Genomic DNA, 13,397 nt, shown 5'->3' with positions numbered 1-13,397 from the left:
TGTAAATTCGTGAAATCCGTGGCTAAAAGCTCGAAAGATTTAATTCAGGGTGAGTCATGTTTCAACCAACCTGCTCTTCCTCATCCTTTTTCAAAATCATCACGCGATAACTCTCGGCATACTTCATGCCTTTGTCTTTCGCTTCCTCCGCCGCCCAATCTGTTATCCATTTGCCGACTTCATCAACGGGAATTTGACTCGCGTGTTGTTGCAACGCTTTGATCTTCAGTTCCAACGTCTCGGTGATGTCAACCCACGTGTCCGACTTTTCCGAGCCGTGGACGTATAAGCGCTTCACCTCATGTGGTTCATACCCCGCTTCGAGCAGGTCCGTGAACATCAGCCGACTCCCCGCCGACGGGAAGACTGCCGTCGTTGCCGCCTCCGCCGAGGCGCGATGATCGGGGTGGTTGATATATTCATTGCCGTAAAACCACGCTTCGGGGTTGCCGCAGAGGACTGTATCAGGCTTGAATTGGCGGATGAGGCGCGTCAGGTCCTTGCGGAGTTGCATCGTCGGCTCCAATTCCCCATCGGGGTAGCGCATGAAAATCGTCTCTTTGACTCCAAGCACGGCGCATGCCGCGAGTTGTTCCTTTTCGCGCAGTTCAGCGAGTTCATTTTTGTGACGTCCATCCTTCGCGGGATCGTTCGACCCTGAATCGCCGCTGGTGATGACAACGCAAATAATTTCACATCCCGCCTTTGCCCATTTCGCCAGCGTGCCGCCGATGCCGAACTCCTGGTCGTCGGGGTGCGCTTGGATGGTCATTGCGATTCTTGGTGTGTACTCTTCTGGCATAAGTTCTCCTGTGATTCGCGCTGAGCGGAGGGTCGAGCGTTAGCGAGACCCGTAGTCGAAGCGCTTCTTTCCAACCACCAACATCTTATTTTGTATCTTGAACACTTTGAAAAACAATTTTACGAACGGCAATATTACATTGACAAGCAATTGCGACTTGAATAATTTCTTCAAATAAAATTCGTACGGGAAAGACAACTCGTGGAATTTATGCAAGTCGATCACTTCAAACCCAACGGACTCAAACAACCGCTTCATTTCGCTTGTCGAAAAGATCTGCTTGTGCCCGAACAAATGCGACGAGTACATCGCGTTCAAAAATGTCGGAAACCTGCCGCCGCTGAGACGGTACGTCAACGCGCCGAAACGGTGATAAAAACTATCGCGGCAGGGAGTATCGATCAGCAACAAGCCTCCCTGCTTCAACACCCTCGCCGCGGATTGCAACGTCTGCAACGGATAATTCACATGTTCGATCACATCCCACAACGTGACCGCGTCGAAGTGAGTCGCGTAGCCAGATTGCCAATACTCATTTTCTATCGGATGTTTCTCTATAACGAGTCCGTGTTTGACTTTGGCATAGCGCGCGCGGCTGTCGCTGAGTTCGATTCCGATCACCTCCGCGCCTTGTTGTTTCAACAATGAGAGAAATAATCCGCCGCCGCAACCGATGTCGAGTACTTTGGCATCTTGGAGGGGGAGGTGCGCTTTGACGATGTTCGCCTGGGTATCGAATTTTTTCGCGTTCGCTTGTAACTGCGTCTCGATGTACGCGGCAACTTCATCGGTCAGTTGGGAGGCGTCGACCTCAGGCGGGATGTCTTCCACAGGGTCGAGATAATCAATGAAATGGAATCCGTTTTTTGAAACGAAGACATTCGCATTTTTCAACTTGTATGCCAAACGCCCGCCCTCACGCGGATTCTTCTTCAGCGCGTCTATGTTTTCCATGGTCATAGGGAGCGATTGTAACCGAAATGCTGGAGACGACAGTTCAAACTCAAACTGTTGATCCAGCGGTTTTGGGGTCGGGAAATTAATAACTGCTGTTACGCAGTTGAAGTCAAGGCGGCTCTCGTAATGCGACATGTATGCCGCTCTTGCGGCGGAACAGCCTAAAACGCGAGATAAATCTCGCGTTACGACCATTAGATCGTTATGTATGGGTGAGATCGAGCCCGATGTTGATCGTCGCCGCATAACCGTTTGTGTGATCGCCTGCGATGTCGAGCAATAACTGGTCGCCGCCGTTGTTGAAGATGCCATCGGAGGCGTTGAACGTGTTGCGTTGCCCTCTCGCCGCGTAGGGTTGCGCGGAATACACTTGATCTGAAAGCGATTCGTCGAAGAAGAACTGCGATACGAACTCATACGCGTTCCCGTTTGCGCCCGTCGCGCGGATCATAAAGTGGATGTGAACCGTTCTGCCTGAATACCAGCCCGGATAAATGGTGAGGAACTGCGCCTTGCCTGTGGCGTCCGTCAGTTGATAGCCGCGCAAAAATTTTTGACCGACGGTGTTGAATGCCCGATCTGTTACGCCCGAATACACGCCAGCCGCGTCGCAGTGCCAGATGTCCACCTGAGCGCTTTCAATAGGGTTGCAACTGTTTTGCGACACATCGTACACGCCAATTGCCAGCGTCAGGGGCGCGCCTTCCTTTACCGAATTATCCGAAGGTTCAGCGCGGATGTCGGAACGATTCAATTGCTTATCCACGAAATACGGTCCAAGTGTTAACTCGGGGCGTACCACACAGGAAAGCGCCTCGGCAGTTGCAGGCAAGTTTTGCGTAGTTGGCGCGACTGTTGAAGTCAACGCGGGGAACAAGGTGCTTGTCAGTTGAGGAGCCGCGCACGACGCAAGAAATGCCGCGCCTCCCACGCCCAACAACTTGAGCATATCTCTTCGGCTGAGGATCAATCCTACGGGTTTGTCGTCGTTATCCATGAAATCTCCTTTTATATTTCGCAGTATCATACACAGAAGATTTTAGAACAGGATGAAAAACATCCATGTAGATTTCGCGCGGGCGTCACGACCGCGGCGCGGTTTCGAGCGGTTTGATGCGCTTCCAATTCCCAGCCGCGAATGCCGCCAGCCCAAGCAATTCCAAGATTCTTCCCGCGAAGACAAGCCCGGTCGCCGCCAGCAGACTCTGCCCAGCCGCGAGAAGTATGCCGCTATTCAATAACATAAATGCCGCCCAACTTAGTTTTTCGTTTCCACGCGGAGAGTCGCTTGAAAAACGGGGCGCGATCCAGAAGACCATGCCCATGGCTAATTGCGCCATCCAGCCCATGAACGCGAATTCGATATGCAGAGGCAATAAATTCCAAAGCGCTGGCAGGTACATAATTCCCTTATTTGCCAGCAACAGCCCGCCAACGGTAAACCCCAGCACGGCATAGATCAGCGATGCGCGAATAAAGTAAACGCTCAGGCGGGGCATCTATCGTTCCTTGACGCGGGTCCAGGTGTTGATGGCAAAGCCGACGCCGGCGAGCCATTGCAAAAGAGCGGAGGCGACCAACGTCCAGCCGGTCAACGCGGAGGGGGCGGCGGCGTTGATCGGTTCGGCGACAATCCGCAAAACCAGGCCCGCGTTGAACGTGATGAAGGTTGCCCAGCCCAGCCATTCGTGCCCGCGCGGTTTCGCAAGGTTGAATTTGGGGAACATCCAAAAAGCCACGCCGAAGATCAATTGCGTGAGCCAGCCGAAGGTGAGCATGTGAAAGTAGGCGGGGAAAAACCCGGTAAGGGGATTTCTTAACGGTAACGCCAGAAGTATTCCCGCGACGAGCGCGAAGAGCAAATACAAGAGGGCGGCTTTCAAGAACCATCGGGTAAGGGTTGGCATTAGGCGCTTTTCCTGTTGAGAACGGAATACACGGTCATGCCTAGAAACATCAGGATGGCGACTTCATTGAGCAACCCGCCAAATTTGCGGATCTCCACTTGATTGGTCAGGTCGCCTGTCACGCGCAGGAGCAGGGAAAGATGTAGAAGCGCGAGATGACCATAAAAAGCGGGATAAAAATTGATCGGCGCGCCTAGGATGGCGGGGAAGATGATCGGCGCGTGACCGAAGATCATGGACATCACGAAGCCGACAAAGACCGTGTGCAAGACCGCGTCGTATAGCGGACCCGCGTAGGTTGCGCCATACATTAATTGGAGTATCCCCCCGATGCCCATCCAGATGAATCCGCTGAAGAGGCAAAAGGCGATGTAACGAGTCAACGGGATGGGGTGACGGATGTTTCGCGCGGCGAGATCGTTCTTGAGAAACCATAGCGACAGCGCCAACATGACGAGTCCGCTGAGGCGCGCGCCCCAGTTTGCGTTGAACATGGAAAGGACCGTGCCGGCGAGAAGGGCGAGGGCGAGAACGCCGAAGATTTGAATCTGCCCGCGCGTGGGACGCAGGACGCGGCTGAGTTCGAGCCGTTCTCCGCCGATCGTCAAGATGAGATAGCAGATCCACCAATGCGCGAGTTGGTAGATGGGAAATCCAGAGATCCATAAGATGTTGCCGATTACCCAAGCCGCCATGCCGACCGCCATGGTGATGGTGTGGATGACGGGTTCGCGCCGCACCATCACGATCAGGATGAAAAGCGCGACAACACTGCCGAGGGTCATCAAGATGCCGCCGAGAGGCGGCGCAAACAGGAGGCTGACCCAGCCAACCCCGCAGGCGAGAGGCGCGGCGAACATCCATTTTCTGGAGCGAAGCGGAAGCCCCGCGTATTCGTTGCGGGGTGAGTTGATGGCGACCGCGCGTTCGAGCGGGATTAATACGCCGAGGAAACCGGAGATCATGAGCGGTCCGTGCGCGAGCGCGAGGGTGGGGAGGGTGGGGAGCGCCCAGCCTAAACGCAATAAGCCCGCCCACATGGCGAACAGCAGGGCAAGGATGGCAAGCGCGAGGAAGGGAATGAAGCGGGTTTGAAGTTTCATTGAGGCTGTTTCATCCTGTGGTTTGATTACCTTACACTTTCAAAATTGGGACGCTGATTCACGCTGAAAACGCAGATTTTCTCCCTTTGGAATCAGTGAAATCAGCGTTTTCACCTGCCCGTGCGGGCGGTGCAAAGGTCTGCGTCCAAACGCATTCTGTAAGGTAATCAGTCCGGTGGTTTGGAAATAAATAACGGAGACCCAGAGGTCTCCGTTAATGATATGGAATTTTGGAAATGGGTCAACCCAAAAATCTAATGTCCTCCGCCGGATTCAACCGTGCCATCGAAAATTTCCGGGTCTGCTTCTCCTGTGACGTGGAGCACGCCCCAGGCGCCTCGGTCTACGCGAGCAAGCGCGTGGTCGACGAGCACATAGTTGCCGGGGAAATCCACCTTGAATTCGATCATCACCGCGCCGCCTGCGGGGATCAGCGTGGTTTGCAGTCCCTCTGCGGGTGGGCTGATCAGGTCGCCCTCGCGATAGACCCGGTCGAAGATTTCGCCGATCACGTGGAAACTGGAGACAAGATTTACGCCGCCGTTGCCTACGTAGAAGCGCACCGTGTCGCCGACTTCGGCGCTCATGTTATCTGCTAATGCGCCGGTCTTGCCATTGAAGACAATATATTGCGGTTTGCCATCGAGATAACCTTCCGTATCGAATAGTTGCAAACCCTGACGACCAAGCGCGCCTTCGGTGTAAAACTCGCCTTGCATGATATAGAATTCCTTGTCTACAGGAGGCAGACCGCCTTCGGGTTCGACGAGGATCAACCCATACATGCCATGCGTCATGTGCAGGCCGGCGTTGCCGAACGCGCAGTGGTAGACGTAGATACCGGGGTAGAGCAGTTTGAATGTGATTTCTTTGGAATCTCCGGGGGCAACGATGGTAGCCGCCGCGCCTCCGCCGGGACCTGTGGCGGCATGGAAATCTACGTTATGTGGGTGCAGGCTGGTTGGGTCGTTGTGAATTGTTAGGTGGACGGTGTCTCCCACCTTTCCGCGGATGAACGGACCCGGCACGGCATTGTCGAACGTCCAATAGTTCATTGTGGCGCCGTCAGCCAATTCCGCGATGACCTCGGTGGTGGTGAGGTTCACCTCGATCATGCCGTTCTCCCCGTATACTACAGAAGGCGGCACATCGTTTGGATCGCGGGAGATATTCTCCACCCGGGCAAAGTTATTGAAGTTCCTGAAAAAGTGATAGACGTTTTCGAACGGCAGATTGGGGGCTTCGCCCGGTCCGAACGCGCGGAGAGAGAGGGGGTATGCCAGTTCGTCCGGCATTCCGTGCGGCACATAGAACGCGATCGAAACACCGATGAAGATGGCGACCAATGCCGCGGTGATCTTGCGCGAATGAGCGCGGCGGAGCATCAAAAAGATAAAGATTGCCGCGAACACGTAGGCAATAATCAGCCCGAAGGCTTCCACAATGTATTGCCAAAGGTATGAGAGTATTTCCATGTTTGTCTCCTTTATCGGGCTATTTCGCCCGGCTATCTATGAATTGCTTGTTTCTTGCGCTGATTGTATGCAGGCGCAATTTTCTAGATAGTGATAATCTTCACTAATTGTAACCGATTTTGTCATAATTTGGATGATATTTGTCATATTTTAGCGTACGGCTTGATGTTCAACCTGAGAGCAGGAGAGAATTCGATGATTTGCTTTGTCAGGGGTAAAATACGCTTATTCCACGCTTAGGAGAGTCTTCATGACTATTGCCTTGAACGGATCGTCCCTCACCATTGAAAAACTTGTTGCTATCGCGCGAGATAACGAAGAAGTTGAACTAGCCCCCGAAGCGCTCGAACGGGTCAAAGTCTGCCGCGCCATGCTGGAGGAGAAACTCGCCAAGAAAGAGATCATGTACGGCACGAACACCGGCATCGGCGAGTTTTCAGAAAAGATTCTCAATGACGATCAGGTGAAAGAGTTCCAAAAATATTTGATCTACAACCACGCGGCAGGGATCGGCGATCCGCTTCCGATTCCCTTCGTCCGTGCGGCATTGGCGGGGCGGATCAACGTTCACGCGCACGGGAATTCTGGGTGCCGGCCTGAGATCACGCTGACCTTCGTCGAAATGCTGAACAAAGGCGTGACGCCGGTGGTCTGCACGAAAGGTTCCGTTGGCGCGAGCGGCGACCTTGCTCCGATGGCGCAAGCCGCGCTGTTGTTGATGGGGGAGGGCGAAGCGTTTTACGACCCCGACGGTGCCGGGGCAGGCGGCGAGCGACTCTCAGGGTCCGAAGCGATGCGGCGGGCGGGAATCAAAGTCCCGGGTCTGCAAGCGCGCGACGGACTCGCCGCGATCAACGGCTCCAATGTGTTGACCGCCATCTCCGCGTTGCACATCTACGAGATGGAACGATTCATCAAGCAAGCCGAGATCGCCGCGGCAATGACGATCGAAGCGTTACTCGGCAACCTCAAACCATACAACACAAAACTTCACGAACTGCGCGGGTTCAGCGGCGCGATCACGTCTGCAAAAAATTTGATGAAAGTGTTGGAAGGATCTGACTTGAAATCGGGCAAGATGAAAACGAAAGTGCAGGACGCGTACTCGATGCGTTCGACCCCGCAAGTGATCGGCGCAGCGCGTGATGCGATTGCGTATGCGCGTTCGCAAGTGGAGGTCGAGTTGAACGGCGTCGGCGACAATCCGATCTTTATCCCCGAAGAGAAATTGACTCTCACCGGCGCGAACTTTCAAGGGAGTCCCGTTTCGCTTCCGATGGATATGGCAGGCGCGGCGATCACGATGGTGTGCGTGTTATCGGAGCGGAGACTCAATCGCCTGACGAATCCCGCTCTTTCGCAGGGACTGCCTGATTTCCTCGCCCACGAGCCGGGCTTCTACTCCGGGATGATGCTCAGCCAATACACCGCCGACCATTTGATCGTTGAACAGAGAATCTTATCCGCGCCCGCGAGCGTTCAATCCATCCCTGCCGCGGCGGATCAGGAAGACTTCGTTTCGATGGGTATGAACACTGCCTTGAAGAACGAACAAATTCTAGACAACGCTTACGGAGTTTTAGGAATCGAATTCATGGCGGCGGCGCAAGCCATGGATTTCCGTCAGTTCCTGCCGGGGCATGGAACGAAACGCGCGCGCGAAATCATCCGCAAATACGTGGAGCATCTCGAAGTGGATCGTCCGTTGTACAACGATCACAACGCGATGAAGAAGTTGGTGAAGTCGGGGGAGATTTTGGCGGAGGTGGAGAAGACGGTGGGGGAGTTGGGATAGTGAAACAAAGTGACTGTCACTTTCAAGGTGACCGTCACTTTTCAGACAAATAGTTCAACACCCCGTTCCCCGCCGCGTAGCCGCTGGAGAAACATGCCGTCAGCAAATATCCACCGGTTGGCGCTTCCCAATCGAGCATTTCACCGGCGCAGAAAACGCCGGGCAAATTCTTCAACATCAGGTTTTCATCGAGCGCGTCAAACGTCACGCCGCCCGCCGTGCTAATCGCCTCATCCAATGGGCGCGGAGCGACGAACGGCACGGGCAAGGCTTGGATGAATCCCGCGAGTCGTTTCGCGTCTGAGAAGTCCTCTTTCGATACGAACTCGCGCAGTAATCCCGCCTTCACCCCCTTGATTCCCAGCGTTTTTTCCAAATAACTTGCCAGTGACCTCGACCCGCGCGGACGCGATAATTTTTCTGTCAACCATTCCAGTGTGCGGTCGGGTTGTAGGTCTAACAGAACGGTCGCTTTGCCTCTCGCATAAATTTCATCGCGGATGAATGTCGACGCGCTGTAGATCAACCCGCCCTCCACGCCTTCTTTTGTCACGATGAACTCGCCTTGTTGACGAAACTCGCCAAACGATAAAATAACCGATTTGATCGGATGCCCTTCGAACTTCTCTCGAAAATGCGGACTCCACTCCACATCGAATCCGCAATTGGATGGAGACAACGGTTCGACCTCCGCCCCAGCCTGTTTCAACCAGTCAACCCACGCGCTATCTGAACCGAGTCGGCGCCAACTCCCGCCGCCGAGGGCAAGGACTGTCGCATCCGCTTTGACATGCGCATCTCCATTGGGCGTGACGAAGCGTAGAGACCCGTCGGGTAGAAAACCTGTCCACTGGTGACGCAGGTGAAACGTCGCGCCTGAATCGGTTAATCGTCTCAGCCACGCCCGCAACAGCGGACTCGCCTTCATCCCTTTGGGAAAGACGCGCCCCGAAGTCCCGACGAAAGTTTCGATGCCCAATCCATGCACCCATGCGCGGAGTTCGTCCGCGCCGAATTGTTTTAGCAGAGGTTCGATCTCTTTGCGGCGGTTGTCATATCTTGCAACGAACACCTCGAACGGATCGGAATGTGTGATGTTCAACCCGCTTTTGCCCGCCATCAAAAATTTGCGCCCAACAGACGGCATGGAATCGTACACATCCACTTGTACGCCGCGCGCGCAAATGACCTCCGCCGCCATCAAGCCCGCCGGTCCGCCGCCGATGATCGCTACTGATTTTTGCATGGGGTCATTATAAAGACAATCTCCCGAATTTGCGCTGAATCAAAACACGCACACCGATAACCCGTGTACGTGTTTTCTTGTGTATTTGTTTCCGTAAATCCTTCTACGGCTCCACGCTGAGAATACCATCCGCGAGATTCATTCTTTAGACGTTATCGGAAATAATTTTTCGGACGCGGATTGACGCGGAAAACGCGGATTTTTTCTTCTTTATCAGCGTTCATCGGCGTTTATCCGCGTCCTACAAAAGAACTTAGGCCTATTACCGATAAAGTCTTTTATCTACGACCGATTCACATCTCCTTTAGGATCTCAACGCGCTTTTGTTCATACTCCGCTTCGCTGATCAGATTCGCATCGCGCATGCCCTTCAATTCCTTCATGCGATCCAACGCATTCAACGACGATTTGGTCCTCGCGCCTCGATCTTTGAATTCCAAATTGGTTTGGTGAATTTGTTCAGCCAGGTCGAGCTCCCAATTGGGCTTGGGTGTCATATCGTCCTGAATTGGCAAGACGCGAGAAGCAAGCTTGTACATCCATATCTTCCAGCCCGCATAAATAACGAGGAAAAGCAAAAAGCCATAGATCAACCCGGCATACAAACTCATGGGGAAGAGACCCAACTCGACCTTTTCTCCGGTAGTGTTGTCCACGCAATACCACGTCAGCGTTGTGACCGTCTCCACCGGCGAGGGATGGTAATCCTGCGTTACCAACTGCATTTCTCCGCGCGGACAAATGAACGGCTTGGCGATGCGGTTCATGGAGGGAAAGACCGCGCCGAATCCGATCGAGATGGCGGTGACGCCCATGAAGAGACACCAGATAAAGAGCAAAGATATACCCATCCAATTATTTTTCATTGATAGACTCCTTGAGGATGAGTATATTCCTTTTTGATTTTCCGCGTATGCTCGAAAAGTCACACATCTGTATGTGATGTGAGAGACGTAGACGCATACGCTTCAGAATGAATCAAAACACGCACACAAACTACCTGTGTGCGTGTTTCCTTGTTTACCTGTTTTCGTTTTCTACGGCTCCACGCTTACCACGCCGCCCGCGAGATTCATGTTCAACGTCCATGTGCTTCCGGTGGTGAATTGCTGAAATTCAGACACTGAACTTGCTGTGTATGTTTCTTGCGAGCCATCATCGGTTAGAAAATACACGGTCAGCGTTTCGGATGTGTCTCCCAAGCGTTGATCAGAGGAAACGTTTGGACTTTCATAGACCGGTTGCAGGTTATGCCCATCGAGCGTGTACGTTTGGATCGTCGTCCATTCGTCAACGGTATACGAACAATATGTTTCCGTCTCGGTGTGACATTCCTCCACAACTTCCGAGTAGCCGTTGCCTTTGTCAACTGTCTTTTGTTCGCAGACATCGCGGCTTTCATCGTGACATGAAACATTGTACGCGTCGGAAGGCGCATTACCGCGTTCATTGTTGTAATGCACCGGCTGAACTTCCTGCACAGGGACCGAAGTCTGCCAGTACACATCCGTCACTGTGGCTTGTACCGACGAAGTGGGAAAGACGAAGAAGACTAACACGCCAACGCAAATGATCGCCAAACATCCCAGCACCGCCGCCGCGATGATCCACGGCGCGCGCGATGACTTTTTCCCGGTCAACGGCGCGGCGGGGGAGAGTCCGCTTCGAGTTTGCGGAGCATTCATCACCGGTTGAGCCGGTGTCAGTTTGGGCAGTGGCGATCCGCAATTCGAGCAGACCGAGTTACTGCTTGGGTTATCCGTTCCGCAGTTATCGCACTTCACAATTTTTGGTTGCGCGGCGGGTTGTTGCATCACGCGCCCCGCCTCGCGGGCTTTGCCCTCTTTCAAGTCCGCGCCGCATTGCGAGCAAGTCACGGCAGTGGCAGGGTTGCGCGTCCCGCAGAATCCGCAGTGGATGTCCGCGCCTGATTGTGCGGCTTTCACCGCACTTTCATCGGTCACAAATTTTTGTTCCGACGGCAATTGAAATTGCACATTCTCGGGTTGCGGCGCGCCGCAATTTTCGCACGTCTTCTCGCCGCCCTTGTTGCGCGTTTGGCAATTCGGGCATACCCATTCATTTTGAACATAACCAACCGTACGTCTTCGAGCCATCATCGCTCCTTTAAAAAATCCTTCGTGACCTTTGTGTCCTTCGTGGTGAGAAGGTTCTCTTCTCTATTATAAAACGCGTCTCACGAAAATCCATGCCACTTTCGTATCTCTTCGATTCGGGATTCGCAATCCGGTTCCCGGTGCGGACTGGGATCACTCGCTTCATTCCGACGGGGCGACTTGGTCAGCGCGTGGATGGTTGCCTCAGCCCCCTCCGCCACATTGACCGGGTCGTAGCCGCCTTCCAGCACGAAAACGATTTTGCCACCGCAGAATTCCTCCGCCAGCGCGACGCACTTTTGCGCCAGCATCAAATATCCATTCGTTGACAGCCCCAGCGACGTGATCGGGTCGTTCCAATGCGCGTCGAACCCAACGGAGACAAAAATCATCTGCGGCTTGAACGACTCCACGAACGGCTTGAAAATTTTATCCGCAACTTCTTCGTAGACTTTATCCCCCGCGCGGGCAGGCAACGGCACGTTGACGATTCGTTTCTTTGCGTGCGCCGCTTCCTTCAACGCGCCCGTGCCCGGGTAAAACCCCGGCTGAAATTGATGCGCCGATAAAAATGCGACGCGTTCCTCGTTCAAAAATGCGGCTTGCGTCCCGTTGCCATGATGCGCGTCGTAGTCAAGGATTAGCGCGCGATCCATGCCATGTGCGAGCGCGTCCATCGCGCCGATGGCGACATTGTTGAATAAACAAAATCCCATCGCGCGATCGGGTTCCGCGTGATGCCCCGGCGGTCGGACGATGGCGAAGGCGTTGTCGGCCTCGCCGTTGATTACCGCCCGCGCGCAAGCAAGAACTCCGCCCGCCGCGAGCAAAGCATCGTCGAAGGAAGATGGAGTTACATACGTAGGCGCGTAATCAATGATGGCAGGCGCGTCCTCCCGGCAGACCTTTTCCAGCGCCGAAATAAGTTCCGGGTTGTGGACTCGCGCAACTTCCTCGCGTGTCGCTGGCGTCGCATCGATTCGCGCTGCGGAAAATGAATCCAAGCGGGGTTGCAAAATATCCAACCGCCCCGGTCTTTCGGGATGATCGGGGTACAAATGATTCGGCGAGGGGACAAATGTGTACACGGTGGACATGAGTGAATTATAGTCTTAGTTAATTATGCGACCTTGACCCCGAAGGCGGTGCGTTGAGCCTGTCGAAACGGGTCAAATGATTATCAATACTTCACGAAAGTTGAGGCGACAGTTGTACTGCCGCCTGTCTTGACGCAGTGCAACTGCGTCAAGAACTTGTTTTCGTGATCTACTGATTATAGATTTTGCGGGAACAAAAATTAACCCCGAAGGGGTGTCATAGACACAATGGTATATCATCCCTTCGGGATTTGAATTCATATTACTCTTTCCCTATCATCCTTCCATCCCTTCGGGATTGTACAGTGTTTCTTCATTAGGCTGTCCTCGGTCAAAAGCGACATGAATGCCTGTCCTGAGTTTATCGAAGGGTCGCGTTACTCAAATCCTCAAATCCTCTAATTCTCTAATCGTCTGCTCTTTTCCCCCCAAACTCTTTCATCCATTCTTCCACTTCTTTTTCTGAAATAACTCTCTCGCCTTTTGCCACGCGCGGAGAATTCCTCACCTTGTTGAGAGTCTTCGCAAATTCATCCGATGAAATAACCTCCGCTTGCATTGCCCGCGCATTGGATTGCACTTCGCGGTCGGAGGAAACGACGGTCCAATTTTTGGCGGCTTTGCCGAGACTCTTCAACCGCTTGCGGATGGCGTTGTCGGCGGGACTGCCGACGGGCGAGAAATGCTGAGTAACGGCGCCCAGCTTTACCGTCCGAGAAAGAGGCGCTCCGTCAAAGTAGACTTCCACTTGACGGCGTTCGAGGCGGCAGAATTCCTGCAAGATGGCGATCAACTCCATTTCATCGTCCAGAGAATCGAGTCGCAATCCGAGTTTGGGAATGAGGTTGTGCCCGTCAATGAGATATGGCATGAGAAGAGATCGTCCCGCAGGTTTTTA

At 53.6% G+C, this 13,397-nt stretch carries 13 protein-coding genes; 1 reads left to right on the top strand and 12 read right to left on the bottom strand.

The window, feature by feature from the left end; all coding sequences use genetic code 11:
• Positions 1 to 61: 61 nt before the first annotated feature.
• The 7 genes from AC16KF_RS10785 to nirK all read right to left on the bottom strand — a co-directional run bounded on the left by AC16KF_RS10785 (position 62) and on the right by nirK (position 6,244).
• Complete coding sequence (locus AC16KF_RS10785) at positions 62 to 802, bottom strand: PIG-L deacetylase family protein (RefSeq protein ID WP_484037322.1); 741 nt, start codon at positions 800 to 802, stop codon at positions 62 to 64.
• 39 nt (positions 803 to 841) lie between these two features.
• A complete protein-coding gene (locus AC16KF_RS10780; RefSeq protein WP_484037321.1) occupies positions 842 to 1,762 on the bottom strand; it encodes a class I SAM-dependent methyltransferase in 921 nt (306 codons plus the stop codon).
• Between the two features lie 199 nt (positions 1,763 to 1,961).
• The gene (locus AC16KF_RS10775) at positions 1,962 to 2,756 is read right to left on the bottom strand and encodes an intradiol ring-cleavage dioxygenase (RefSeq protein WP_484037320.1); all 795 of its coding nucleotides are present in this window, start codon (positions 2,754 to 2,756) and stop codon (positions 1,962 to 1,964) included.
• 85 nt (positions 2,757 to 2,841) lie between these two features.
• Positions 2,842 to 3,258: a hypothetical protein gene (locus AC16KF_RS10770; RefSeq protein ID WP_484037319.1), complete on the bottom strand. Its 417-nt coding sequence runs from the start codon at positions 3,256 to 3,258 to the stop codon at positions 2,842 to 2,844.
• Positions 3,259 to 3,666 (bottom strand): hypothetical protein, encoded by a 408-nt coding sequence (locus AC16KF_RS10765; RefSeq protein WP_484037318.1) that lies wholly within the window; start codon positions 3,664 to 3,666, stop codon positions 3,259 to 3,261.
• Complete coding sequence (locus tag AC16KF_RS10760) at positions 3,666 to 4,769, bottom strand: hypothetical protein (RefSeq protein WP_484037317.1); 1,104 nt, start codon at positions 4,767 to 4,769, stop codon at positions 3,666 to 3,668. Before AC16KF_RS10760 ends, AC16KF_RS10765 begins: the two co-directional genes overlap by 1 nt.
• A gap of 254 nt (positions 4,770 to 5,023) precedes the next feature.
• A complete protein-coding gene (nirK, locus tag AC16KF_RS10755; protein WP_484037316.1) occupies positions 5,024 to 6,244 on the bottom strand; it encodes a copper-containing nitrite reductase in 1,221 nt (406 codons plus the stop codon).
• Between the two features lie 250 nt (positions 6,245 to 6,494).
• On the opposite strand from nirK, the gene AC16KF_RS10750 reads away from it, so the two are divergent.
• Complete coding sequence (locus AC16KF_RS10750; RefSeq protein WP_484037315.1) at positions 6,495 to 8,039, top strand: HAL/PAL/TAL family ammonia-lyase; 1,545 nt, start codon at positions 6,495 to 6,497, stop codon at positions 8,037 to 8,039.
• 34 nt (positions 8,040 to 8,073) lie between these two features.
• On the opposite strand, the gene AC16KF_RS10745 is transcribed toward AC16KF_RS10750, so the two are convergent.
• The 5 genes from AC16KF_RS10745 to AC16KF_RS10725 all read right to left on the bottom strand — a co-directional run bounded on the left by AC16KF_RS10745 (position 8,074) and on the right by AC16KF_RS10725 (position 13,370).
• Complete coding sequence (locus AC16KF_RS10745) at positions 8,074 to 9,285, bottom strand: TIGR03862 family flavoprotein (protein WP_484037314.1); 1,212 nt, start codon at positions 9,283 to 9,285, stop codon at positions 8,074 to 8,076.
• 293 nt (positions 9,286 to 9,578) lie between these two features.
• Positions 9,579 to 10,151, bottom strand: coding sequence for an SHOCT domain-containing protein (locus AC16KF_RS10740; RefSeq protein WP_484037313.1), 573 nt, complete (start codon positions 10,149 to 10,151; stop codon positions 9,579 to 9,581).
• 171 nt (positions 10,152 to 10,322) lie between these two features.
• Positions 10,323 to 11,402, bottom strand: a complete 1,080-nt coding sequence (locus tag AC16KF_RS10735) for a zinc ribbon domain-containing protein (protein WP_484037312.1) — start codon at positions 11,400 to 11,402, stop codon at positions 10,323 to 10,325.
• 80 nt (positions 11,403 to 11,482) lie between these two features.
• Complete coding sequence (locus AC16KF_RS10730; protein WP_484037311.1) at positions 11,483 to 12,499, bottom strand: histone deacetylase family protein; 1,017 nt, start codon at positions 12,497 to 12,499, stop codon at positions 11,483 to 11,485.
• Between the two features lie 406 nt (positions 12,500 to 12,905).
• A complete protein-coding gene (locus tag AC16KF_RS10725; protein WP_484037310.1) occupies positions 12,906 to 13,370 on the bottom strand; it encodes an NYN domain-containing protein in 465 nt (154 codons plus the stop codon).
• Between the last annotated feature and the right edge of the window lie 27 nt (positions 13,371 to 13,397).

Source organism: Candidatus Defluviilinea gracilis, assembly GCF_057138825.1.
This window is presented reverse-complemented; position numbering and strand designations above follow the sequence as displayed.